17 protein-coding genes are annotated in these 26963 nt (G+C 56.7%); 11 read left to right on the top strand and 6 right to left on the bottom strand.

Going from position 1 to position 26963, the window contains the following annotated elements; genetic code table 11:
- The first annotated feature begins 748 nt into the window (after positions 1-748).
- From rpoB to RISK_RS03995, 8 genes are all read left to right on the top strand, one after another.
- Complete coding sequence (gene rpoB / locus RISK_RS04030; protein WP_047813050.1) at positions 749-4471, top strand: DNA-directed RNA polymerase subunit beta; 3723 nt, start codon at positions 749-751, stop codon at positions 4469-4471.
- 228 nt (positions 4472-4699) lie between these two features.
- Entirely contained in the window at positions 4700-8989 is a 4290-nt protein-coding gene (gene rpoC / locus RISK_RS04025) for a DNA-directed RNA polymerase subunit beta' (RefSeq protein ID WP_047812935.1), read from the top strand.
- A 181-nt stretch (positions 8990-9170) separates the two neighbouring features.
- Entirely contained in the window at positions 9171-10613 is a 1443-nt protein-coding gene (locus RISK_RS04020) for a sulfatase-like hydrolase/transferase (RefSeq protein WP_047812934.1), read from the top strand.
- Between the two features lie 107 nt (positions 10614-10720).
- Complete coding sequence (locus RISK_RS04015) at positions 10721-11305, top strand: sigma-70 family RNA polymerase sigma factor (protein WP_047813049.1); 585 nt, start codon at positions 10721-10723, stop codon at positions 11303-11305.
- Complete coding sequence (locus RISK_RS04010; RefSeq protein ID WP_047812933.1) at positions 11298-12968, top strand: LamG-like jellyroll fold domain-containing protein; 1671 nt, start codon at positions 11298-11300, stop codon at positions 12966-12968. Before RISK_RS04015 ends, RISK_RS04010 begins: the two co-directional genes overlap by 8 nt.
- 146 nt (positions 12969-13114) lie before the next feature.
- On the top strand, positions 13115-14719 hold the full coding sequence (locus tag RISK_RS04005) for a sulfatase (protein WP_047812932.1): 1605 nt from the start codon (positions 13115-13117) through the stop codon (positions 14717-14719).
- On the top strand, positions 14701-17520 hold the full coding sequence (locus RISK_RS04000; protein ID WP_047812931.1) for a PSD1 and planctomycete cytochrome C domain-containing protein: 2820 nt from the start codon (positions 14701-14703) through the stop codon (positions 17518-17520). The genes RISK_RS04005 and RISK_RS04000 overlap by 19 nt, the downstream gene beginning before the upstream one ends.
- A 17-nt stretch (positions 17521-17537) precedes the next feature.
- Positions 17538-19040, top strand: a complete 1503-nt coding sequence (locus RISK_RS03995) for a DUF1501 domain-containing protein (RefSeq protein ID WP_047812930.1) — start codon at positions 17538-17540, stop codon at positions 19038-19040.
- A 337-nt stretch (positions 19041-19377) separates the two neighbouring features.
- Here the strand turns inward: RISK_RS03995 and hflC are convergent, their stop codons facing one another.
- From hflC to RISK_RS03960, 6 genes are all read right to left on the bottom strand, one after another.
- Entirely contained in the window at positions 19378-20358 is a 981-nt protein-coding gene (gene hflC / locus RISK_RS03985; protein WP_047812928.1) for a protease modulator HflC, read from the bottom strand.
- On the bottom strand, positions 20355-21359 hold the full coding sequence (hflK, locus tag RISK_RS03980) for an FtsH protease activity modulator HflK (protein ID WP_083434761.1): 1005 nt from the start codon (positions 21357-21359) through the stop codon (positions 20355-20357). The genes hflC and hflK overlap by 4 nt, the downstream gene beginning before the upstream one ends.
- A gap of 275 nt (positions 21360-21634) precedes the next feature.
- The gene (locus RISK_RS03975; RefSeq protein WP_047813047.1) at positions 21635-22057 is read right to left on the bottom strand and encodes a TadE/TadG family type IV pilus assembly protein; all 423 of its coding nucleotides are present in this window, start codon (positions 22055-22057) and stop codon (positions 21635-21637) included.
- Between the two features lie 50 nt (positions 22058-22107).
- Positions 22108-23199: a vWA domain-containing protein gene (locus tag RISK_RS03970; protein ID WP_047812927.1), complete on the bottom strand. Its 1092-nt coding sequence runs from the start codon at positions 23197-23199 to the stop codon at positions 22108-22110.
- Positions 23200-23275: 76 nt separating this feature from the next.
- On the bottom strand, positions 23276-23713 hold the full coding sequence (locus RISK_RS03965; protein ID WP_236696005.1) for a TadE family protein: 438 nt from the start codon (positions 23711-23713) through the stop codon (positions 23276-23278).
- A 9-nt stretch (positions 23714-23722) separates the two neighbouring features.
- On the bottom strand, positions 23723-24346 hold the full coding sequence (locus RISK_RS03960; RefSeq protein WP_236696004.1) for a hypothetical protein: 624 nt from the start codon (positions 24344-24346) through the stop codon (positions 23723-23725).
- Between the two features lie 144 nt (positions 24347-24490).
- On the opposite strand from RISK_RS03960, the gene RISK_RS03955 reads away from it, so the two are divergent.
- From RISK_RS03955 to RISK_RS03945, 3 genes are all read left to right on the top strand, one after another.
- Entirely contained in the window at positions 24491-25345 is an 855-nt protein-coding gene (locus tag RISK_RS03955; protein WP_047813044.1) for a phytanoyl-CoA dioxygenase family protein, read from the top strand.
- A gap of 212 nt (positions 25346-25557) precedes the next feature.
- Positions 25558-26442, top strand: coding sequence for a methylenetetrahydrofolate reductase [NAD(P)H] (metF, locus tag RISK_RS03950; protein WP_047812926.1), 885 nt, complete (start codon positions 25558-25560; stop codon positions 26440-26442).
- 226 nt (positions 26443-26668) lie between these two features.
- The gene (locus RISK_RS03945; RefSeq protein WP_236696002.1) at positions 26669-26857 is read left to right on the top strand and encodes a hypothetical protein; all 189 of its coding nucleotides are present in this window, start codon (positions 26669-26671) and stop codon (positions 26855-26857) included.
- Positions 26858-26963: the final 106 nt, after the last annotated feature.

The raw sequence follows: 26963 nt of genomic DNA, 5'->3' as shown, positions 1-26963 counted from the left end.
CCCACCAATGCACGTAGGCTTATCCAGACCTCCGCGAGTTCGCCTAGCGTGGAGCCGGACGCGGTCAGCTTGCGGCCACGGGCTGACATCGTTGATGAATTGCCCCAGAACCTTTGTTTTTCGCGACATTTTCGTGCAAATCAGGTTTTGGATCGATTGTTCACGACGGCTTCACGGGCCGGGTACAGGACGTGCCCGGCCGCGGACGCTCGCCCCTCTTTTCTGCCGCCAAGTCCGCTCTGAGCATAAACCAGACCAAAATTCGTTTGGTTGCCCTTTGCGGATGCAAGATCAATCGTTAAAGTTTCGAAAGTGATCTTCGGCCCGGTGTTGCGTGACGCGTCTGTATTCGTTCTGTCTTTCTGTTTTCGGCAATGACTTTTACCTCACGAAGTCCTTTGTGAGATAAGAGTTACGTTCCCTCCATTCTACTCGCGATTGTGATTCGCGAAGCCAATTCCCTCGAACGGATTCGTTTGTTGGCAATGGGTTTCACGATTTGAATTTCGTTCTCAGAGTGCGTTTTGGAGCGAGTGCCGCGATTGAAACTTCGATTCCATCGAATTTTTGATTGGCAAAAGAAGGCGGAACTTTCTAGCGAACGGCGTTGCACCCTCGGAGTTCTCTCGAACCAATTTCGTCATCTCATCGATGCAGTTTCGAAGAATCAAGCTCCAAACAATGTGTGGGCGGATTCCGGGCTGTGTTGGTGCTTTTGTTCTTCCCCGCGAAGGAGCTCCCACTCACGATGGCAACTACGACTCAGCGTCGCCTCGAACCCACCTCGATTCGCAAATTCGGCACCGGCTTGGGCCAGTTCGATTTGCCCGACCTGACCGCCCTGCAAACAGTGTCCTACGCGGCATTTTTGCAAGAAGATGCGGCCAGCAACGCTCGCAAAGATCACGGGCTGGAGTCCGTCTTGAGGGAAATCTTCCCGATCGCCAGTTACGACGGGAACACGACGCTGGAGTACCTGTATTACGAGCTGGGGAAACCTCGTTACACGATTCAGGAATGCCGTCAGCTGCGTTTGACCTATGGTCGACCGCTGCGAATTTGGTTGCGTCTGAACCGCGAAGAACCCATCGAAGAGGAAGTCTACCTGGGCGACCTGCCGATCATGCTGGGCGGTGGTGAGTTCATCATCAACGGTGCCGAGCGTGTCGTCGTTTCGCAGCTGCACCGCAGCCCTGGTGTCGACTTCGTGCTGGAACAAGACACGACGACCGATCGCAAATTGCCATCGTGCCGCGTGATCCCCGAACGTGGGTCTTGGATCGAAGTCAACGTCACCAAGAAAGACGCGTTGACCGTCCGCATTGACCAAAGCGGCAAGTTTGCCGCCACCATGTTGCTGCGTGCGATGGATCCCAAGTACAGCACCGATGCGGATCTGCTGTCGGCGTTCTACGAAACCGGCACCATCAAGGTGAACGGTGGCAAGGACGCGCCCAAGATCGAAAACAAGATCGCCGTCGACGATGTCGTTTACCCCAGCGGCCACGAGCGTGCTGGCGAAATCATCGTGGAAGCCGGCTACAAGATCACCACCGAATTGTCGGAAACGATCTGCAACGCGGGCGTGACCTCCGTCGAAGCGATGGACCTGCCGAAGGTTCCGTTGATCTTCAACACCCTGGCCGACGACAACACGGCCAGCCACGAAGAAGCGTTGCTGCGGATCTACCAGCGTTTGCGCCCAGGCAACCCGCCTCAATTGGAAAAAGCACGCACGCTCTTCCAAGAGAAGTTCTACGACGACAATCGTTATCGGTTGGGCAAAGTCGGTCGTTTCCGCCTCAATCGCAAACTCGATTTGGGCGTCGAAGAGACCGTCATGACCTTGCGTCCGGACGACATGATCGCCGCGATCCGCTACCTGATCGACTTGTTCGATGCGGACAGCGGTGCCGAGATCGACGACATTGACCACCTGGGCAACCGTCGTTTGCGTACGATCGACGAACTGGCCAGCGAAGAGCTCCGCAAGGGTTTCTTGAAACTGCGTCGCACGGTTCAAGAACGCATGAGTGTCAAAGACGCTCAAGACATGACACCGCGTTCGTTGATCAATCCCAAGAGCGTTTCCGCAGCGATCGATTTCTTCTTCGGTCGTGGCGAACTCTCGCAGGTCGTTGACCAGACGAACCCACTGTCGCAACTGGCACACGAACGCCGCTTGTCAGCTCTCGGCCCTGGTGGTCTGAACCGCAAACGGGCTGGCTTTGAAGTCCGTGACGTTCACATTTCTCACTACGGGCGAATCTGTCCGATTGAAACGCCCGAAGGCACGAACATCGGCCTGATCAGCTCGCTGGCCATCTACGCCGGCGTTGACGATTACGGATTCCTCTGCACGCCTTATCGCAAAGTGGTTGACGGCAAAGTCAGCGACGAAGTCGTTTGGTTGCGTGCCGACGAAGAAGGCGAGTCGTACGTCGCACCTGCCGACACCGAAGTCAAAGACGGTGCCCTGGTTCCTGGCCCCAACATGATCGCTCGCTTCCGTAGCGACTTCGAGATCGTGATGCCGGAACAGGTTTCCTTCATGGACGTGGCTCCTGCTCAGATGGTGGGTGTCTCGGCTGGCTTGATTCCTTTCCTCGAGCACGATGATGCCAACCGTGCTTTGATGGGATCCAACATGCAGCGGCAAGCCGTTCCTTTGCTGGTCACCGAACCACCGATTGTCGGGACCGGAATGGAGCGAGAAGTCGCGAAGAACAGTGCCATGGTTGTGCGTGCTCGACGCGCCGGCAAAGTGACCTACTGCGATGCGACTCGCATCGAAATCGGCAGCGATCACTACGCAATGAAGAAGTACCAAGGGCTCAACGAACGAACCTGCCAAAACCAAAAGCCACTCGTCATGGTGGGTGACAAGGTCGAAAAGGGCCAGATCATCGCTGACGGGGCCGCCACTCAAAAAGGTGAATTGGCACTCGGACGAAACGTTCTGGTCGGCTTCATGTCGTTCGACGGATTCAACTACGAGGATGCGATCATCATCAGCGAAGAGCTGGTGCGGAACGACACGTACACCTCGATCCACATCGAAGATTTCGACGTTGAAATTCGCGAAACCAAATTGGGCCGCGAAGAATTCACCCGAGACATCCCGAACGTCTCCGAAAAAGCTCTTCGGAACTTGGACGACACCGGAATCGTTCAGGTCGGTACTTACGTGAAGCCTGGCGACATCTTGGTCGGCAAGGTTTCACCAAAGAGCAAGACCGAGCTGACCCCAGAAGAAAAACTTCTGCACGCCATCTTCGGCCGTGCTGGAGAAGACGTGAAGAACGATTCGCTGGAAGTGCCATCGGGCATCGAAGGCATCGTGATCGACACGCATAAATTCAGCCGCCGAATGAGCCTGGGCGAAGACGAGCGGAAGGAGTTCGAACGCGAACTGAAACAACACGAAACGGAAGGCAACGAAGAAATTGCCAGCACGTTTGAGTCGTTGATTCGCGACCTGGAAGAAGCCGCCGAAACCAAACTGAAGGATTCGACTGGCACTCCCCTGGCCGACGGACAAGATCCGAAGTTCGTTGCCGAGCGAGCCACCAGCTTCCGCTTGGAACTCGTCCTCGAACAAATCGAAGACGAAGAAAAACGCAAGGCTGCTGAGAAGGTTCACCAAACTCAATGGCAAAACGTCGAACAAGCCATCGACGAACGCGATCGCCGATTGAACAGCATGAAGCGAGGCGATGAACTTCGCTCGGGCGTGCTGCAGATGGTCAAGATTTACATCGCGACCAAGCGAACAATCAGCGTCGGTGACAAGATGGCGGGTCGGCACGGGAACAAGGGTGTGATCGCGAAGATCCTTCCGATTGAAGACATGCCGTTCTTGCCAGATGGAACACCGATTCAAATCATGCTCAACCCGCTGGGAGTTCCCAGTCGGATGAACGTGGGTCAGATTTTGGAAACGCACTTGGGTTGGGCGGGAGCCAAGCTTGGCTTCCAAGCACTCACACCGATTTTTGACGGTGCCAGCGAATCGGAAATCAACGACTGCTTGGCCGAAGCCGGTTTGCCTGCTCACGGAAAGATTCGTTTGACCGATGGTCGAACGGGTGAGGCGATGGAGCAAGAAACCACGGTTGGCTACATCTACATGTTGAAGCTTCACCACTTGGTCGACGACAAAGTCCACGCACGCAGCACCGGACCTTACTCGTTGATCACTCAGCAACCACTCGGCGGCAAGGCTCGCTTCGGCGGCCAACGCTTCGGCGAGATGGAAGTTTGGGCGTTGGAGGCATACGGTGCCGCTTACATCCTGCAAGAACTGCTGACGGTGAAATCCGATGATGTGGAAGGTCGAACCAAGATCTACGAATCGATGGTCAAGGGAGAAAACACCCTGGAGGCAGGCACACCAGCCAGCTTCGACGTGTTGACCAACGAAATCCGCGGCTTGGCCCTGAACATGCAACTCGAGAAACGACCGATCTAAGGAAGCCATTTGCCACTGGCCTTGAGCCAGTGGCTTTGGTTGTTCGGGCCAGCATCACGCTGGCCTGAACGGGCGAACCCGAGACACGGCTGTTTCTCGAACTCGCCCGGTTTTCGAACTCAAGCGTCAGAAGAATGACTCACCCCCGTCTTCCGACCTTCTTCCCAACATCCATTGCACCAGCAAAAGAGCTAGCAGCGAACTGCTAATAGCTAGGAGCTTCTCAGAATGTCCATTGGCGAAACCAGCAACTACGATCGCATCAACGATTACGCCTCCGTCCGTATCTCGTTGGCACGACCACAAGACATCAAGGCCTGGTCGTTCGGTGAGGTTAAAAAACCCGAAACGATCAACTACCGAACCTACCGTCCCGAAAAAGACGGTCTGTTCTGCGAACGCATCTTTGGCCCTGAAAAGGACTGGGAATGTGCCTGCGGCAAATACCGTGGGATGAAGTACAAAGGAATGATCTGCGACCGTTGCGGCGTGAAGGTCACTCACAGCCGCGTGCGTCGGAAACGCATGGGGCACATCGAACTGGCCGCTCCCGTCGTTCACATTTGGTTCTTCAAAGCCATGCCGTCGCGATTGGGCAACCTGCTCGCGATGAAAACCAGCTCGCTGGAAAAGGTCATCTACTTCCAGGATTACGTGGTCACGGATCCCAAGGACACCGACCTGGAAATCCTGCAGCTCCTCACGGAAGAAGAGTACCGTGCCGCCCGTCAACAATACGGCACCGGCAGCTTCCAAGCCGACATGGGCGCCGAAGCGGTTCGCGACCTGCTGAACAAGCTGGACCTGGTCACGCTGTCCGATCAACTGCGAGTTGATTTGGCTGAAACCGGCAGCAAGCAAAAGAAGAAGGACCTGATCAACCGCCTGAAGATCGTGGAGTCGATCCGTGACAGCGACAACCGCCCCGAGTGGATGGTGCTCGACGTCATTCCTGTCATTCCTCCCGACTTGCGTCCCTTGGTGCTGCTGGACAGCGGCAACTTTGCAACGTCGGACCTCAATGACCTGTATCGTCGGATCATCAACCGCAACAACCGGTTGCGAAAACTGGTCGATCTGAACGCTCCCGAAGTCATCATTCGCAACGAAAAGCGAATGCTGCAACAATCGGTCGATGCGTTGTTTGACAACAACCGCTGCAAGCGTCCCGTCCTGGGGTCGTCCAACCGACCGCTGAAATCCTTGACCGACATGATCAAGGGGAAACAAGGTCGTTTCCGTGAAAACCTGCTGGGCAAACGAGTCGATTACTCCGCTCGTTCGGTCATCGTGGTCGGTCCTCGCTTGAAGCTGCACCAATGCGGTTTGCCCAAGAAGATCGCGCTCGAACTGTACCAACCCTTCATCATTCGTCGCCTCAAAGAGCTCGGCCACGCTGACACGATCAAGTCGGCCAAGAAGATGCTCGAACGAAAAGACGAAGAGGTTTGGGATATCCTCGAGCAAGTCATCACGAACCACCCCGTGTTGCTCAACCGAGCTCCCACGCTGCACCGGATGGGTATCCAAGCCTTCGAACCAACCCTGGTCGAAGGCAACGCCATCCACCTGCACCCGCTGGTTTGCAAAGGCTTCAACGCTGACTTCGACGGTGACCAAATGGCCGTTCACTTGCCGCTTTCGATCGAAGCGCAAGTCGAAGCCCACACGTTGATGATGAGCACCAACAACGTGTTCGCTCCTTCGAACGGGAAGCCCATCATGAGTCCTTCGCAGGACATCGTCATGGGTTGCTACTTCATGACCGTTGAAATGCCCGACCAAAAGGGCGAGGGCATGACGTTCAGCACCTACGAAGAAGTCGACTACGCGTTGGCTCAAGGCGTCGTGAAATTGCACACGCGAATCAAATTGCGTTTGCCGAAGTACCAAAAATTGAAAACCGATGACGAAACCGGCGAATACGGTGCCGTCATCGACACCACTCCCGGCCGCGTTCGCTTCAACGAAATGCTGCCGGTGGGGATGGATTTCTACAACCGTGCCATGCGTAGCGGTGACTTGGCGAAATCGATCAGTGACTGCTATCAACGTCTCGGTCGAAAAGCGACGATTCACTTGCTCGATGACATGATGCAAACCGGTTTCCGGGAATCCACCCGCAGTGGTCTGTCGTTCGCGACCGATGACTTGGTGACCCCCGACACCAAATTGCAGTTCATCAAGGAAGCTGAAAAAGAGGTCATGAAGCACAAGAAAGCTTATGACCGTGGTTTGATGACCGGCAAAGAACGTTACAACCAGGTTCTTGATGCTTGGACCCACGCTCGGGAAGCCATCACGGCAGACATGATGACGGCGATGGAAAACGACATTCGCCCAGGCGGTTGGTACATCAACCCTGTGTTCTTGATGTCGCACTCGGGTGCACGGGGCGGTATCGAGCAGATTCGTCAGCTCGCTGGTATGCGTGGTCTGATGGCCAAGCCAACCGGTGAAATCATCGAAACGCCCATCAAGGCAAACTTCCGTGAAGGCTTGTCCGTGCTCGAGTACTTCTCGTCCACGCACGGTGCCCGCAAGGGTCTGGCCGACACGGCGTTGAAAACAGCTGACTCCGGTTACCTCACGCGGAAACTCGCCGACGTGGCCCAAAACGTTGTGGTCACCATGCATGACTGCGGCACCACACAGGGCATCACCAAGGGTGTCGTTTACCGTGGTGAGAAGGTCGAAGTCTCGCTGGCAGAATCAATCAATGGTCGTGTCAGCTTGAAATCGATCGTCAACCCGGTCACCGATGAAGTGATCGTGGAAGCGGATCAAATGATCACCCCCGAAATCGCTCGCAACATCGAAGCGATGGGACTGGAAAAGATCCAGGTCCGCACACCCATGTCTTGCGACGCACCGCTGGGTGTTTGCCGCTGCTGCTACGGAATGGACATGTCGACCGGATCCATGGTCGAAGAAGGCATGGCCGTCGGCATCATCGCCGCTCAGTCCATCGGTGAGCCAGGTACACAGCTGACCATGCGGACGTTCCACATCGGTGGTTCGGTGAGCAAGCAGGTCGAAGAGTCGGACATCAAAACGAATCGTGATGGTGAAGTTCGCCTGACACGAATGAAAGCCGTGACGAACGCCGAAGGTCGCGACATCGTTCTGACGCGGAACGGCCAGATCATGCTGGTCGACGATCGCGGCCGAGAAGTCGAATCGTATGACATCCCAACCGGTGCCATGCTGATGGTCAAAGAAGGTGACAAGGTCACCGCCGGCCAAGTTCTCTGCGAATGGAACCCGTACTCGATTCCGATTTTGTCGGAAGTGACCGGTAAGATTCGCTTCGAGGATGTGGTCGAAGGCGAAACGATGCGACTGGATCGGGAAGCCAGCGGTAACACCCGGATGACGATCATCGATCACAAGGGTGATTTGCACCCTCAGTTGGTCATCGAAGATGAATCCGGTCGCCCACTTCACGCTCAGTACTTGCCTGAACGGGCAACGATCTCGGTCAAAGAAGGCGACGAAGTCATTCCCGGGAAGGTCCTGGCCGAAATGCCTCGTGAAACGGGCGGCGTCTCGGACATCACCGGTGGTCTGCCTCGTGTGACCGAGATCTTCGAAGCTCGCAAGCCAAAGGATCCGGCTGTGATCGCAGAAGTCGACGGCGAAGTCGAAATCCTCAGCGAACGCAAACGGGGCAAGCGAACGATCATCGTCCGCAGCGAATCCGGCATCGAACGTGAGCACCTGGTGCCTCACGGGAAGCACTTCTTGGTGCACACAGGCGACATCGTGAAGGCCGGTCAAGCACTGGTCGACGGGGCCTTGGTTCCTCACGACATCCTGCGTGTGACCGGGGAAGAAGCCGTTCAGCAATACCTGCTGCACGAAATCCAACAGGTCTATCGCAGCCAGCGTGTGGAAATCAACGACAAGCACGGCGAAATCATCATCGCCCGCATGCTTCGCAAGGTGAAGATCGAGAACGCCGGGGACACGAACCTGTTGCCAGGTAGCGTGATGGACCGATTCCACTTCCGCAAAGCCAACCAGGACTTGCAGAAGTGCATCAAGATCGCCAACCCAGGTGACACGGACTACACCGAAGGCACCATCGTGCCCAAGGAAGCGTTCGAGCAAACCAACGCCGAAGTCGAAGCGATGGGCGGCACGCCTGCCAAGGGCAAACGTTGCAAGAGCGCAACGGCCAGCACCCAGTTGCTCGGGATCACCAAGGCGGCTGTGCAGTCGAACTCGTTCATCTCAGCAGCGTCGTTCCAAGAAACCACCAAGGTGCTCACTGAAGCCGCCTTGGCGGGCAAGGTCGACAAGTTGGTCGGTCTGAAAGAGAACGTCATCCTGGGACACTTGATTCCCGCCGGTACCGGTTTCCGAATCTTCCAAGAGTCGGAAGTCAACTACCGCCGCGAAGCACTCGAAGAACTGTCGCAGGCACCTGTCTCGGCACTCGAAGAATCGTTCCCACTGCTGGGCGGCGACGGCGAAACCGCCTCGACCACGTCGAGCACCAACGAAGGCGAGTGATCGCAGCTTCGAATTGCTAAACACACGAACCGGGCGTCCCCCAGACGCCCGGTTTTTTCATGCGCCGACCATCCTGAGTCCTGAGTCCTGAGTCCTGAGTCCCTGAGTCCCTGAGTCCCTGTGGCCCTGTGGCCCTGATAAACTAAAACTCCCCCACCCAGCCCTCTGACCCAGCCTCTTCATGCTACCGTTGCCCCCAAACTCCATTGTCGGTCGAGTTGCAGCCGGTGTGATTCTGGCAAGCTTCTTGTCGTGGATGCAAAACCCTGCGAAGGCCTCCCCACCCAATCTGGTCGTGATCATCGCCGACGACCTGGGCTATGGTGAAACTGGAATGATGGGTGACGATGAAATCCCCACACCTGCGATCGACGCGTTGGCGCGATCGGGCGTTCGTTGCACGAGCGGGTATGTGACGTCGTCGTACTGCAGTCCTTCGCGTGCTGGTTTCCTCTCAGGACGCTATCAATCGCGTTTCGGGTACGACCTCAACCCAACCGGCGATCGCAACAGTCACCCCAACGCGGGTTTGCCACCTGAACAATCCACCTTTGTTCAGCAGCTCCAGGCGGCAGGCTATCGAACTTCGTTGATCGGCAAATGGCACCTTGGCACCCGTCCATCCCAAGTCCCAACATCAAAAGGCTTTGACCGCTTCTTCGGCTTCTTGCACGAAGGTCACTACTATGTGCCAGGGCCTCCCTTTGAAAATGTCCGGACGATGCTTCGCGACACGTCGCTTGCCGCAGGACAGTTTCAAACAAACGGCGAAACGATTCGCGGAAACTACGCTCGAATCAACGAACCCGCGTATGACGCCGGCAATCCAGTGCTCGATGGCAGCGAACCGATCGACGATTGGAAGTACCTGACCGACACAATCACCAACGAAGCCGTCGAAATCATCTCTCAATCCGCTTCGTCCCCCTTTGCAACGGTGGTCTCTTACAACGCAGTGCATTCTCCCATGCAAGCGACCCTGGAAGACCATGAGTCGATGCGACACATCCAAGATCCCCAGCGACGAATCTTTGCCGGCATGTTGATCGCACTGGATCGCGGTGTTGGCCGAATCCTGGAGACACTCGATCATCTCAACCTCCGCCAGGAAACGCTGGTGGTCTTCTTCAGCGACAACGGTGGCCCAACCGCGGAATTGACCAGCAGCAACGCACCGCTTCGAGGGGGCAAAGGCAGTCTTTACGAAGGTGGCGTGCGGATCCCAATGGTGTGGAGCATGCCTGGAACGATCCCCGCGGGAGCGGAAGAAAACGCTCCTATCCTGAGCCTCGATATCGCCGCTTCGTTCCTGCCGTTGGCTATCGGCGAATCCTCCCGGCTCGAAACGGATGGCACAAATGTTTTGCCGTGGATCGGCAGAGACACCTTCAAGAGCGATCGCACGATTTGGTGGAGAATGCCTCGCGGCGCTCGCGCACTTCGCCACGGCAAATGGAAATTTGTCCAGGCTCGCTCAAACCAACCCACCGAGCTCTTCAATCTTGAAGCGGACCTCAGCGAGTCCAACAACTTGTCCGAAACGCACCCGAGTCGTTTGCAGGATTTATTGGCAATGTGGGACACGATGCAATCTGAGATGCCACCAGCGAAAACCCTGAAGTAGGGCGAAAGACGCCGGGTAGGTCGTCGTCGGCGAAAATCGGCACCGTTGTTTGCAAATTTCTTTGTAAATCCGCGTCCTCATGGAATGACCTTGTGGAGGAACATGATATGGCGGCGAGCGACCGGCCTAGCAGCATCGACGATTCGAACGAACGTGAGCAACGCTACAACGAATTCGTTGCCTTGCTGACTCGTCATGATTTGTCGATTCGGCGGTTCGTGCGATCACTGCTTCCAAGCCGTGACGGCGTGGAAGACGTGGTGCAGGAAACAGCGCTCGAATGCTGGCGAAAGTTTGACGACTTCGCAGCCCAGAACTCTGGGCAAGCCGACGAGTTTGCTCGCTGGGCATGCGTGATCGCTCGCTACAAAACCCTCAGTTGGCAACGAGACCAGGGTCGCGACCGATTGGTGTTTCGCGACTCGGTGGTGGATGTCTTGGCAGCATCGGCCCTTCCACAATTGGATCGACTGGAAGAGGAACGACGCGCGATGGAAGGCTGCCTGGCAAAGCTCGGCGAATCTCAGCGCCAATTGGTGCTGAGCGTTCACTCACCTGGCCAATCGGTCTCCTCCATTGCGAAACAATCTGGACAGAAGGCTCGACGCCTCTATCACCAACTCAATGTCTTGCGTGCGTCGCTCCAGCAATGCGTCGAAAAACAACTGCAACAGGAACTTCGCCATGGATGATGCGATTCAAAAACTGATCTACCAAGCAATCGACCAAACGATCTCGGCGGAGGACTTCGACCAACTGCAAGACCTGCTTGAGGGGAGTGAAGAAGCGCGACAAGCGTATTTGAAGGCGGTCAATCTGAGCGAGTCCCTTCACGAGATCGCTGCGTCCCCGACTCCGAATCTCGTCGACTCAACCCGGGATGCGGATCCGCAGATCACGTTACCGCTCTACCGTTGGCCCAGTGTGTTCGCGTTTCGTTCGCTGATGATTGCCGCGACCGCTTTGATCCTGGTCGGTGGACTGGCGTACTGGTTGGGCAAGCAACACCTGTCGTCCCCTGCCATCACTGAAATTGCGAACTTCGAATCCGATGCCACCGAATCGCAGATCGCGGGGCACGCGACGCTGCGGCGTGCCGTCGATCTTCAATGGCCTTCGGATTCCCTGCCGGCAAAGGTCGGCGATGTTTTGCCCAATGGTCGCCTTCGATTTGAGAGTGGAATCGCGGAGATCGATTTCTTCTGCGGCGCCACCTTGATCGTGGAAGGCCCCGCGAATTTGGATATTGAATCGGATTGGTCGGTTCGCGTGCTTCAAGGTCGGTTGAGAGCGACGGTTCCACCCGCGGCGCGTGGGTTCCTGGTCAAGGCGGCTGAGTCCGAAGTTGTTGATCTGGGCACCGAATTCACCATGGATGTCACCGCGGACACAGCTCGCGTTGAAGTGGTCGATGGGGAAGTCATGTTGCGAGGCGGCAAGCTGGACGGCCAGCATCTTCACACGGGCGACAAAGGGACTCTCCATGGATCGCCTTCCAGCGAAGAGACCAACCACATGATCACGGCGACCGATTTGTATCAACGAGACCGTTCGGCAACCCTGCAACGCTACGAAGAATGGCGTGAGTCGATGCGTTCGATTCAAACTGACAAACGGCTGATCGCCCACTACGCCACCTCCGAACTCGATCAACGCACGATTCGAAACGGAGCCGACACCGGCGACTCCCGAGATGGATTGTTGGTCGGCCCCGTCGACCTGGTATCCGGACGGTTTGGAACCGCTTCGCGAGGCCTGAACTTCAAGCGACCTGGATCCCGCGTGCGCACTCGAATCGATGGTGACTTCCAGGCATTCACGTTCGCTTGTTGGGCGAAAATCGACAACCTCAACCAACGCTACAGCGCGTTGTTCATGGGCGACGGCTACGAGAACGGTGAACCCCACTGGCAGATTCGCGACGACGGACGGCTGATGTTTTCTGTGATGGTTGATGATTCACAGAGCGTCAGCTTCTTCAACGATCGTGATCAACGCGTTGTCAAAGACGCTGGCCTGCATCATGTGTACTTCACCGAACCATTTTGGGACATCTCCAAGAGCGGGCAGTGGTTTCATTTGGTCGCAGTGTATGACCCTGCGTCCAAGCGAGTGCAGCAATATGTCGATGGTCAACGAATCAGCGACGAACGCATTCAACCCAAGTTTCAGATGGACTCGCTGCGAATCGGTCCTGCCGAAATTGGAAACTGGGGCCAACCGTTTCGCGAAACGCCTTGGTTCGCAGTCCGCAACTTGGACGGAACGATCGATGAACTGACGATTTACGCCGCAGCCTTGGACGCATCCGAAATCCAGTCGCTGTACGAATCCGGCAAACCGCTTGGTTATTGAGCGGAAGAGAAAGCGGCACCGGCTTCCAGCCTGTGTTTGAACAATCACCGTCTGGAAGCCTATGCCAGCCGACGTGCCCCAACCTTTCTCGCCCCCCTTCGCCCCCACTGCCTCCATCCTTTCTCCCCATCGCCCCACCGAGAAGCATGTTTCGTTTGTTACTCACACTGTCTCTTGGCCTGATTCTGCAATCCACTGGGTTGGCAGCCGAGAAACCCCACGTTTTGTTCATTGCAATCGATGACTTGCGTCCCGAACTGGGGTGCTATGGATCACCGATTGCGAAGTCGCCTCACTTGGATCAATTGGCGTCGGACGGGTTGCTGTTCAACCGAGCCTACTGCCAACAGGCAATTTGCCGTCCGTCGCGAGCGAGCTTGATGACAGGAGCGCGCCCCGACACCACCGGGCTCTATCACAACTACGTCTCACTCCGCGAATTGCAACCCAACATCCTGACCTTGCCCGAGCACTTCATCGCGAATGGCTACGATGCGGCTTACTGTGGCAAGATTTTCCACCAAGGCGACACGGATGACGGTCGGTCATGGAACCGTGAATCGGTGAAACGGGTCGCCGGAATCCAAAAGCCGAGAGGGCCATACGCGCTGCCTGAAAACAACAAGATGAAGGCGGACAACATGAAAAGCATGTTGGCAAAGTATGGCGAAGCTGCACGCCGCGGATTGGCTGCGGGGCCGGCCTACGAGAAAGCCGACATTGCCGACTCCGGCTACGTCGATGGCTACAACACTGAACTGGCGATCGCGACCTTGAAAGAGATGGTCCAGGAAGACGAAAAACCATTTTTCCTGGCGATGGGTTACAAATTGCCTCACCTGAACTGGTGTGCCCCCAGCAAATACTGGGACATGTATGACGCCAATGACATTCCAATGGCCGAAGAGACCAACGCCCCCAAGAACGGTGCCGCGATGGGCCTGCACGCGTCCTTTGAGCTTCGAACGCGAGCGGGCATTCCCAAAGTCGGCCCCTTGTCTCCCGAGCTTTCTCGCACGCTCAAGCACGCGTACCTGGCTTCGGTGAGCTACGTCGACGCACAAATCGGCAAACTGATTGCCGCCTTGGACGAGGCCGGCGTTCGCGACAACACCGTGATTGTTGTCTGGGGCGACCATGGATGGCACTTGGGCGACATGGGTGTCTGGGGCAAAGCGACGAACTATGAAATTGCGACCCGCGTTCCACTGATGATCTGGGCTCCGGACATGCAAGCTCGGGGTGCCCAAACAGACGCCCTGGTGGAACTGGTCGACATCTACCCCACGCTTTGCGACCTGGCTGGAATCCCGGTGCCGGCTCACACGGAGGGCACCAGCTTTCAACCGCTGATGAACGATCCCAACCAAGCCTGGAAGAAGGCTGCATTCAGTCAGTATCCGAACCCGGCGCTTCGCGAATGGGCAGCCAACCCGCTCTCGCAAGGCATGCGAGAAACCTGGTTTGGCCCGCTGATTCAACAAGTCGAAAACCGCATCATCGAGCAACAAGGCTCCAAGTGGGACCGCGAACTCTTTGAACAGCATTTGATGGGCTACACGATGCGCACCGATCAATATCGTTTGGTCGTCTGGCAAGACCATCGTGATCCTGGGGCACCCCCGATCGCTGTCGAACTCTTCGATCATTCACGCGATCCACAAGAGACCAACAACATCGCCGACAAAGAACCGGAATTGACAAAACAACTCTTAGCCCAATGGCATGCCGGATGGGAGGCAGCAAAGTGAGAAATCCAATGCAATCAAAACGATTGGCGGCCCCACTGAGTCTCTTGATTCTGGCGGCGTGCATGGTCAACGTTGGTGTCGCCGAAAAGGTGGACTACGAAAACGACATCGCTCCGATTTTGGAGGACCGATGCATTTACTGCCACGGTGAAGACGAACAAGAATCCGGACTGCGTCTCGATTCTCGTCCGCACATGCTTCGTGGTGGCGACTCAGGCTTGCCGGCCTTGGTGCCCGGTCACCCTGAAAAAAGCTATGTGATGAATGTGATTCAGCATCTCGATGAAGACATGGCGATGCCGCCGGACGACGACCAATTGGCCGCCGAAGAAATCGAACTGATCTCGCGCTGGATCTCGGAAGGTGCCGTTTGGCCCGGACAGATGGACGCGGTTTTGAAACTGGAATCCGATCACTGGGCATTCCAACCTGTGGTGCGTCCCGAGATCCCCGTGATCCCGGAAACGAACGACCGAGCCAAAACAGAGACGCAGCAACCGGTCGATGCTTTCTTGCGATCTCGTTTGGCCGAAGAGGGTCTCGACTATTCCGATCCGGCCGAGCCACGTTGGTTGATTCGGCGACTCGCGATTGTTCTGACAGGTCTGCCACCGACGCCAGAAGAATCCGAAACCTTCGTTCGCGATTTTTCTGCGCAGGGTGACGTGGCCTACGAGCAGGCAGTGGATCGCTTGCTGCAATCGCCCCACTTCGGTGAACGCTGGGCTCAACACTGGCTCGATGTCATTCGCTGGTCCGAGACCAACGGTTCCGAAGCCAACTTGTATCGCAAGAACGCTTGGGTCTACCGAGACTATGTGGTTCGGTCATTCAACGAAGACAAACCGTACGATCAATTTGTCCAAGAACAGATTGCGGGTGATTCCATGGGTGCCGGGGAAGCGACCGGGTACCTGGTCGCTGGACCACACGTTCCGGCGGCAACCGTCGGACGTGAGCCCACAGCGATTCGGCAGGCTCGCGCGGACCGGATGGATGAAATCATGCAAACCGTTGGGGCGTCGGTCATGGGTGTCACCGTGGGATGCGCCCGCTGCCACAATCACAAATTTGATCCGGTGACGATTCAAGACTACTACTCGATGACAGCCGTCTTCCAAGACGTTGAGTTTGGAAGTCGCCACCCTGAGTTTTCCGAAGATCACCCACTTCGGAAAAGGGGCAAAGAATTGTGGCAACAAATCCAAACTCAACGCGAAAAACTTCGTGACGACGGTGGCTGGGAAGAAGACTGGGGTGCCTACCGAGAGCTTCATTTCCCAGCCACGACCACCACCGCCGTTCGAATCCGATTCAAAACGCCCAACTTGGGACTGGATGAACTGGAGGTCCTCGGGCCTCACGGTTTGAACCGCAACCTCGCCGATGCGCGCGAAGGAACGCGGGTCACGGGATTCCCAGAGGAGGGCACCGACGGCCGCAATCCAATTGAGCGAATCAACGATGGCGAATTTGGGACCATGGCATGGCGGACGAAACTCGACGCGAAGGACGAAGAACGTCCCTGGGTTCAATTTGACTTCCAAGGACCGCAAACGATCAACCGACTTCGCTTGAGCAACAACCGAGAATACTTTTACGACACGGACTACCTCAACAAAAAGCCGTTTCTCCCGAAGTATCAGTTCGACATGGACATCATGCAGGAGGATGGAACGTGGCAACCATGGACCGGCACCTGGGCGGTCGGTGAAAAACTGCTGAAGAAGAATCCAGAGCGGAAGCAAATCATTGCCGACATCCAAGGCCTGATCGATCAGCTGTCCGAGGAAGGCCCCCAGCCAAGTTTCGTGGGGCGATTTGTGGAACCCGTTGAGACCCGCGTGTTGCTGCGTGGCAGTCCAGAGAGCCCCCACGATGAAGTGATGCCTGCCGCACCAGAAATCTTCGCCGGCGACTTGGGTCTCGACTCAACCGCTCCCGGTCCCAAACGGCGCCGCGAATTCGCGAAGTGGCTGACCTCGCCGGACAACCCGCTGACGGCTCGCGTGATGGTCAACCGAGTTTGGCACCACGTCTTTGGATCAGGAATCGTTCCGACGACCAGCGACTTTGGGCGAGCGGGAGCCCCTCCGACCCATCCTGAACTGCTGGACTGGCTCGCCGACGAATTCATTTCGCCCGCCGATGGTGAAACGCCAGCGTGGTCGGTGAAACCATTGCTGCGGATGCTGGTGATGTCCAGTGCGTTCCGTCAATCGAGCCTTCCAAACGAACAGGGACTCCAACAGGACGCGGGCTCCGCCTTGCTTTGGCGATTCCCTCCTCGCCGAATGGAAGCCGAAGTCATTCGCGATTCCATCTTGATGGCGTCTGGTTCGATTGACTTGCGAATTGGCGGTCGCAGCTATCGCATCCACAACGAAAAAGCGACTTACGCTCAGTGGGAAGTCGTCAACAACCATGGGTCAGAGACATGGCGGCGGATGCTGTACCAAGAACGAATGCGGCGAGTGGACGATCAGATCTTCACTGCCTTTGATTTTCCTGACTGCGGTCAAGTTCGAGCGAAACGCCCGGTTTCGACCACGCCACTGCAGGCGTTGAACTTGATGAACAGCGACTTCGTGCTCGAGCAATCGGACCGGATCGCGGAACGAGCCTTGCTCGAATCGAATGACGATCTCGACCTCGCCATCGACCGTTGCTTCGAACTGTTGCTCGGTCGTTCGTCCACCGAATTCGAGCGATCCGCATGTCGTAACATGGCACGCGATGGCGAATTGGCATTGGTGTGCCGAGCGCTGATCAACTCCAACGAACTCGCCTTCCTTCCATAGCACGGGACCGAAACATCATGACAAACCCAGAGAACCTCTCCGCTCACGGTCGCCGCTTGTTGGATCGCCGTAGCTTCCTCGGCACTGCCGGGCTGTCGACCGCTGGGCTTGGCCTGGCAGGTTTGCTGCAATCCGATGGACTGCTTGCATCGGACGTCGGCACCGCCGGGGGCAAGACTCCCATTCGCCCATCGATCGATCCCGACAAACCCTATTTGCCGCGACCGGCCCATTTCGATGCGCCCGCCAAACAGGTGCTGGTGATTTTTTGCCCTGGTGCGGTCAGTCACGTCGACACGTTTGACTACAAACCAGCGCTCACCAAGCTGCACGGACAAAAACCACCGGGCATCCCCGCGGTCACCTTCGAAGGCCCCACAGGCAACATTGCGAAACCGTTTTGGGATTTCAAACCGCGGGGTGAAACCGGAAAGATGGTCTCGGACTTGTTGCCCCATTTGGCGGAACAAGTCGATGACTTCTGCTTCCTGCACTCGCTCAACACAGACACGAGTGCCCACCCACAGGGCGAGAACTTCTTGAACACGGGGTTCACGATGGAAGGGTTCCCGTCGTTTGGATCCTGGGTGACTTACGCCCTTGGAACGGAGAACCAAGAATTGCCCGCCTTCGTCGCCATCAACGATCCGCGCGGTTTGGCCCGGAGCGGCAAGAACAACTTTGGCAACGGATTCTTGCCGGCTGCCTTCCAGGGCACCGACTTCAACGCCAAGAACCCGCCCAACAACTTGCATCGCCCCAGCCGGCTCTCACCGGATGCGGATCATGCAACGGTTGACCTGCTGCAACGACTCAACGCGAAGCATCTCGAACTCTACCCCGGCGATGCCAACCTAGCCGGACGAATCGCGAGCTACGAATTGGCGGGAAAGATGCAGACCTCCGTTCCTGATGTGATGGATCTTTCCGGCGAAACAGCAGCCACGTTGAAGGCCTACGGTGTCGAAGGTGGCAGTCCGGTGCGAGGGGAATATGCCAAGAACTGCATTCTGGCTCGTCGCTTGATCGAGAAGGGCGTTCGAGTTGTTCAACTGTTCAATGGCAGCGATCCCGCGGGTGGCAACGGGATCACGAACTGGGACTCACACTCCGACATCGGCAAGACGCACGCGATGCAGGCCGAGATCATGGATCAACCGACCGCTGCCTTGATCGCCGATATGAAGCAACGCGGTTTGCTTGAGAACACCCTGGTCGTCTGGGCGACGGAATTCGGCCGGATGCCGTTTCTGCAATCCAACGGAACGGGACGCGATCACAATCCAGATGCTTTCACCTGCTTCCTCACCGGTGCAGGTGTCAAAAAAGGTTTCAGCTATGGCGAAAGCGATGAGTTCGGATTCAAAGCGGCCGTGAACCCAACTTCCGTCTATGACTTCAACGCCAGCCTGTTGCACTTGATGGGACTGGATCACGAACGATTGACGTTTTATCACAACGGGTTGGAACGGCGATTGACCAACGTTCACGGCAGCGTCATTCACGATGTGATGGCCTGACAGCCGCCCATCGACTCCGCCGGATGGCATTCCATTGCGAGACCCCAGCTCGGAACCGATCCCCGCGAGGTCGTCGACCACGGCGACGCCCTGCGTGCTTGGCCACCAACTTTTGCGCGCCGCGGTCCCAGTTCATGCACCACCGCCGATCTTCTCACGGTCGTGCCTGATCAGGCAAATGGCGATGATCGATGGTGATGGATTGCGTTCCTAGGCAGGTCGGCAGGAATGATCGGGCATCACCATGTGAGCCGTTTGGGCGTTAGCCCCGGTTGTACGTGGAAGCAACCATACTTGCCAAGACATTTCAAACGCCGAAAGACTCCTGCCGACCTGCTTACCTCGCCGCCGGGGCGTTGTTAGGCCGATTGACATTCTTAAGAAACCGAAAGATGTCGCTGCCCGTGGTGAGAATCAGCGTGCTGTCTTGATCCAGCATTTCTTGGTACGACTCCATCGTCATGATGAATTCATAGAAGTCAACGGATTCGTCGCTTTGGTTGTAAGCACTGGCGTAGATCTCGGTCGCCTTGGCGTCCGCAACGCCGTGAATTTGCTGGACCGTTTTGTAAGCTTCGGATTCGATGCGCAGCAGGTCACGCTCGCTCCGCCCCATGATTTTCGCTGCCTCACCAGCGCCTTCGCTGCGAAAACGTTCTGCGATCTGCTGTCGTTCACTGATCATGCGTTCAAAAATACGCCTGCGGACACTTTCGTTGTAGTTGATTCGTTTGAACCGAACGTCCAGCAACTCAATTCCAAAATCATTGAGCTTGCTCGCGGCCTTCTCAAAGATTTCGCGTTCAATCACTGCACGCCCCAGGGTGATGGGATAGAGCATGCCGATGTTGCCGGGTGCGTCGACCAACGTCGCGTCGACGTCCGGCTCGCGATCCTTGGTGGTGCGAATGACTTCGATCAGCTCGTGCTTGGCAATGGCGTTGCGAGTTTCGCTACCGAGGATGTCATCCAAGCGAGACTGGGCGCTGCGTTCGTCTCGCAACCGCAGAAAGAACTGTTTCGCGTCGCTGATTCGCCATCGCCCGAACGTGTCGACAACGATGTAAGTCTTGTCCTTGGTTGGCATCTCATTGGGGCGACCATCCCACTCCAGGATTCGCTTCTCGATGCGAGTGACTTCTTGGATGAAGGGTGTTTTGAAGTGGAGGCCTGCTTCGCTGATCGGGTCCCCCACGGGTTTGCCGAACTGAGTGATGATGATCTGTTCGGTTTCCGACACGGTGTACGCGCTGCTTAAACCGAGAAAGGCAGCCAGGAATAGCAGCAGGAAGGCGAGGGGAAGGAAGGCACGTTTCATCGTTGGCCTCGTTGTGTGTCGGTGGACAATTGCAGCAGCGGCAAAATTTGACTGGCTTCTTCGTCAAGGATGATCTTCTTGCCAAGCTTGGGCACCACCGCCCGCATCGTTTCGATATAGATACGTCGCTTGGTCACCTCGGGGGCCTTCAGGTACTCGGTCATGACCGCATTGAAACGCGACACGTCGCCCTCGGCTTCGTTGACGCGTTTGAGGGCGTATCCCTCGGCTGCTTGAATCTTCTGCTCGGCTTCCCCGCTGGCGCGAGGCACGACTTTGTTGTATTCGCCGTTGGCGACATTGATCATCTTCTCCCGTTCCTGCTGAGCCTGATTGACTTCGTTGAACGAGGGCTGAACCGTGACCGGCGGGTTGACGTTCTTCAACTGAACTTGATCGATGCTCAAACCAAGCTGGTACATGTTCACCACGTCTTGCAGTTGAACGAGTGCTTCCGCTTCAATCTCTTGCCGCCCCACCGTGATCACCTCGTCGACGGTGCGATCGCCGACCACAGTTCGCATGACCGATTCCGAAATTGCCCGGAGCGTGTCGCCTGGGTTGCGAACCTGAAACAGGTACAACTGCGGATCGCGAATTCGGTACTGAATGATCCATTCCACGGTCGCTGCATTCAGGTCACCGGTGACCATGCTCCGTTCTTCTGATTGCTCATTGGAATACTGCAGCGTGTCCAACGCACCCTCGGTGCCGAAGCCAAACTCCTGTTTCAGTTGACGTTTGACTGGCAGGATGGAAACCTGATCCACACCAAAAGGAAGCTTGTATCGCAACCCGGGATCCACCGTTTTGATGTACTTGCCGAACCGCAAGACAACACCTTGCGATTCCGCTTGAACGGTGTAAACGGAGGTGTAGGCCAACAGGGCCAATAACATCGCCGGAACGCCCCAGAAAAGGAGCGGACGGAAATCTTCCATCCTCCCCCAATCAATATTCTGCCAATCAAAGTCTCGCCGGTTGCCGCGTTCAAAGCTCATCTGGCTGTTCGATCCAGTCAAAGGATTGGTCGCTGAATCACTTCGGGAAACAGCAGGCCATCGAAAGATGACCAGGGAGAAGTCGGACCGCTCACTCTAATGCAGCCCGATTGGACTTGCTAGGGTCGCGGGCTGAAGAACCGTTGACTTTCACCGGTGACTTTTAGCAACGCGTGAACAACAGGTGACGATGTTAGCGGTGTGGCGCAAGCCGCCCGGTGAGGAACCGGAGGGCTCGCGCCCTTCCGCTACGTCACTTGTTGTTCACGTGGTGCTTAGCGTCCTTCGCGACGCATCGTCAGTTCTCGCTGCATTTCTTCGCCGAGAAAGTAGTTCGCGGGGACGTAGGTGTTGCGGTCCAGGGGCACGGTCACGCGAACGGTGATGTCTTGGGTGGCGTCCGTGATGTTGGCCGGTTCCACTTCCAGGTTGAAGACATCGATTCCGATGGTGCCCAGGATCCGCGTGGCTTCGGTTCGGACTTCCGCGTTGGTGCCACCGGGGATGATCCCCACGCGAGCCCCTTCGTAGACTGCGTTGTCAATGGTGTGCCGGACCATCGCCACTCGCATGAACTCGAATCCGGCGAAGAAGAACAAGAACAGCAACGGGACGACAACGGCAAATTCAACCGCAACGGCGCCTTGCCGAGATTTCGGTTGGGCGAGGTGTCGGCGAGAGTGAGTCGGCGAGTGCATGGGAATTTGTTGGGAAGAAGTGAGGGGAAGGAATTGGTGGCCGATCGAAATCACTCGGTCAGAACCGTTCCCAACGTGAGGGCGATCTCTCGGTAGATTTCACGCAACTGGGCGCCATCGGTGGCGTGGAAGTGCCGACCACCTCCGATGCGTGCAACGTCTTGCATGCGGCCGAAGTCGGCGCCGGCTCCGAAGGTGATGGTGTGGATGGTGACGCCATCGGCGGCGAGATCATTGGCCACGACTCTGGGTTCGATGCCTCGGTTGTGGCGACCATCGGTCATCACAATCATGGTGCGTTCGACAAACTCGGGAGGTCGACCACGCAGGGCGATTTCCCGTCCGGCTTGCATGCCACCGGAAATGCTGGTGAATCCACCCGTTCTCAACCCGTCCATGGCGGTGGTGATTTCGGCGAAGTTTTCGGTCAACTGCACGTCTTCGCTGGCTCGGTCGTTGTACGAGGCTAGCCCGATTTGTTCATCGACCGGAGTCGTGGCCAACATGTCGGTGAAGATTCGGATGGCATCCCGGAGGTCAGCGAATCGACTGCCGCCCATCGAACCACTGCGGTCGACGACCAAGGTGATGTCGCGTTCGACATAGGTTGCCGTCGCAAATGCTTCCGGTTCAAAGATCGAGGTGCCGGTGACGTTGCCAAAGAACAATGGCACGGGGCCGGACAATGATCCCGTGGTGCGTTGGCCGTTGACACGAACCCCGTTGAAGGGAGCTTCGCCGGAAGTGAACGCATACTTGCCGTTCACTTGACGCTCGGATCTGCCGAACTGGAAGTCGCTGTCCCCGAGCAGCAATGGTTGTCCGTTGACCAAGTTGGCTTGTGCGATTTGCTGACCGCGCCGAATGGCTTGGTTGCGGTCCAGCGTGTCTGCCAAAGTGGTTGCGGCGGCATTGGCGGCTGCATCGGTTGATGAACGCAACTCGGTCCGAGCCAGGTGCATCTGTGCGATGTCGATTGAGAAAGCCACGACGATCAAGAATAAAAACATCATGATCGCGATCAGCACCAGCATCGCCCCCTGCCGTTGCGGTGCACGGCGAGTTCGATGAAGGTCAAATGCGACGCAGCGATCACGAAGTTTGCGAGACAGCGTCGACTTGGTGGTGGAGGCGGGATGCATGCTGCGATTCCGGACGAGTCGGATGAAGTTGGACGGGGCGGATGTGCGTGGTGAATTCAGTGGTGCGATTGCGGTCTCACTGTTTCAACATCACCGTGTTGACGGTGAGTTGGCGATCGGTGAGGAATCGACCCAGCAGAGGACTGTTCGTTGCACTCGAAGCGGACACCGAGGTCACGACTTCGGCGGCGCGGTCCGCGTCGAGCGATTCGCCGTTGGGGAACGTGATCTGGTAGCCAATGATGCCGCGGGAATCGAGGACTGCTCGGGCGCGAGCGGCGGCGTCGGCGTTGCTGCGGCCGTCGCGAATGGCTTCTCGCGTGGACTCATACGCTGCCACGTTGAGTGACTGTTTCAGGAAGATCATGCTGGAAGCTTCGATCGAGCCGAAAACCAAGAGGATCAGGACCGGCAAGCAAACGGCAAACTCAACCGTTGCCACACCGGATCGGCTGCGACGAGTTCGTCGGCCAGGAACGTTTCGGTCCCGCGGTCGGGAGGTGGGTGCAGGCATCGGATGAATTCAGACGTTGGGGGAGGATGAGCTGGATTCGGTGTCGGTTGACTCGGCGTTCTCTTCGACGAGCAAACCGGTCCGTTGCGCCATGCTGTTGAAGGAGTCTGCGACATCACGCCAGAAGTCGTTCGTGCGGAAACACAACCGTGTGACGGGACGGCCTTCGGCCGCATTCAGAATCTCGGTGCGGAGCCGCATGATCGGTCCGGCGAAACGATTGGTTAGTTTCAACGTGTCCAGCACGAAGGCAGGAATCAACGCGAGTGAGATCAAGAAGAAGGGCAGGAAACGACGGACGCAATCTTCAAAGGAGTGCTGCCAACTCAGGTCAGGGTGCTCAAACAGACGCAACCACAACAGCAACGCGATGGAATTGCAGACGAAGAAAATGACCCAGTGGAAGGCGATCTTTTTCACGACGCCATACTGAACAGTGCGGTCGACCACCGTTGTGGATCGTTCCAGACGTGGTGGATGGGTGTTGGCTGCGATGGACATGGTGCAAACCGTGAGAACGTATTGGGTGCGGACAAAGGGATCGAGAGGTGTCGCAACCGCCTTGAAGGCAACCGTTGCATCCAACCCTAGTTCGCATGGATTGCTTGGCGCCGCCAAGCTGATGGGTGGCATCCGAGCAATTGAGAATCTTGATGGACTGCGCCAGTTTTAACGGTCACGCTGGCTTGTCCCCGCAACTTGGTTGGGTTGAATCACCTGTTGGACTCGCTGACAATGGACTCGTCCACCATCCTCCAGCACGAAATATCAGTCCCCATGAACGAAACCGGATCCCCCTCGGACGCTGCGTTTGCGATCATTCCAGATCGAGAGTCGATTGAAACGGTTCCACGCGAGATCCGTTTCTTTCCCACTGAAAACGCCTCACCTCAGTTGCTGAGCCCGGGCCAAATCGAGGCTTGGAACCGGGACGGCTATTTGGGGCCGTTGGATGTCTTGGACCCGGAGGAAACCGCTTCTCTGCGCGAATACTTCGATGCCTTGTTGGCTGAGACGATGGCCGCCGGGAAGGACAGCTATTCGATCAGCAGCGCCCACCTGAAACACGCTCGCGTGTGGGAATTGTTGCAGCATCCCAAGTTGGTCGGTTATGTCTCGGATCTGCTTGGCGAAAATGTGATCGGTTGGGGCTCGCATTTTTTCTGCAAGATGCCCGGGGACGGGAAGCGAGTCGATTGGCACCAAGACGCCAGTTATTGGCCGTTGACCCCGACGAAGGCGGTGACCGTTTGGTTGGCGATCGACGATGCTGATTTGGGCAATGGTGGGATGGAGGTCTACACCGGGTCCCACCAGCATGGTTTGATTGACTTCGACATGACCGACTCTGATTCCGGCAACGTCTTGGACCAGGTCGTGAGCGAACCAGAAAAGTACGGGCAGCACCGTTTCACACCGGTTCACGCGGGACAGGTGTCGATTCACAGCGACCTGCTGGTTCACGGGTCGGCTCCGAATCAGAGCGATCGCAGGCGATGTGGTTTGACGCTGCGTTATTGCCCCGCCGATGTCACGGCGTACTTGGGCTGGGAGAAAAAAGGAGTGATCGTGTCAGGAACCGCCTCCCCGGACAAATGGCCAGGTGCTCAGCGTCCCAATTCCCTGCTCTAAGCAGGTGCCGCCACAGCGGCTGGTTTCGGGATGCGAAGGGATTGCGGTAAAGTTGGGAGGCTCCGGTTCTCTCCGGGCGGGACGCTTGGTTCCGTCAAACGGGCGGTCGCTTATACTGGCGAGGTGCCCGGTTTTGTCTGGAACTGCCTGGCCGGTGACGTTGCCCGACTATTCTCTTGCAGCGTGCCTTTTTGCAGCACATTTCTTCTTTTGTGATTTGTTTGATGACTCTGGCTTCTGTTTATCAGTCCTCCGGTTGTGCGATTTCGTTTGAGCTGTTTCCGCCCAAGAATGCCGAGGGTGTGGATCTGCTCTGCAAAAACGTGGAACGGTTGATGCAGTTCAGCCCGAAGTATTTCACCTGCACGTATGGCGCGGGGGGATCGAGTCGTGGGACGACGTTGGAGGTCCTGCAGAAGGTCAAGCAGATCACCAACCTGCCGGTGGCCTCGCATCTGACCTGCGTTGGTTCGACGGTCGAGGAGTTGGAGGGGTATTTGGCAGATGCTCGCGAGATCGGTGTCGATTACATCGTTGCGTTGCGAGGGGATCCGCCTCAAGGCACCACCAAGTTCGAGGTGACAGAGGGTGGTTTGAAGTACGCGAACGAATTGGTGGAACTGATTCGAGGGAAATTTGACGATTTGGGGATCGCCGTGGCTGGGTATCCAGAAACGCATCAGGAAGCCGTCGATTTCCAGACGGATTTGGTGAACCTGAAGCGGAAGGTGGACGCGGGGGCTGACATCGTGATCACGCAGTTGTTCTACCACAACGACGACTTCTATCGGTTCCGCGACGCTTGCCAAGCGATTGGCATCGAAGTGCCGATCGTTCCAGGCATTCTACCGGTGACGAACTTCAAACAGGCCAAACGGATTGCTTCGATGTGCAAGGCATCGATTCCGGCAGAACTGGAATCGGCGATGTCGGAGAAGGAGGACGCTGCTCATCAATTCCGGGTGGGCGTGGATCACGCTCGCCAGCAGACGATCGATTTGCTGAAGCATGGCGTTCCGGGAATCCACTACTACGTTCTGAACAAGAGCGAAGCGGCCGCTGAGTTGCTGGACGGTCTTCAGCTCGCAGGCGTCTGACAGTTCAAGCGTTGATCTGGTTTATGGCGTCGGATGTCGCTTTGTTGGCGATCTGTGTGTCGGAATGCCTCGTTGATTGTCTTGTTGCCCGCACAATCGGACCAGGTGGACATTGGGTTGTGACGAAATGTCGCTTTTCACCATTCAGGACCGGAAGGGATCGCCGAAAGGAGGTGACAGAGAGCTAGGCTTTCGTGTCCACCGACCTTTTGAACGAGACGACACCATGTTCGCTCCCATTTCGATGCCAATCATTCACACGCTTCACGGTCTGACCTATCGGGTCGCACCGGTCTCTCAGCGAAGTGAAAACGAAGATCCGCAAACATCACGTCGCCGTGAAGAGCACGTGGTGGATCGGCCGATCAGCCAACGCCGCGGATCTGAAGAACAGATCCTGGATCAAGACGCGTAGTTTCGCGTCTTCGTCCGGAGTGACTTTTCAGCCAATTGGGCTCGCGTTGAAACGAGTTTCGCCACCGGTCCAGAGTGAACTCGGTGGCGAATGATTGGCTTCAGTC

Origin of the sequence: Rhodopirellula islandica (genome assembly GCF_001027925.1) — a bacterium.
GTDB classification, from domain to species: Bacteria; Planctomycetota; Planctomycetia; order Pirellulales; family Pirellulaceae; genus Rhodopirellula; species Rhodopirellula islandica.
The sequence above is the reverse complement of the archived record's forward strand: the minus strand, read 5'-3'. Positions and strand labels throughout refer to the sequence as shown.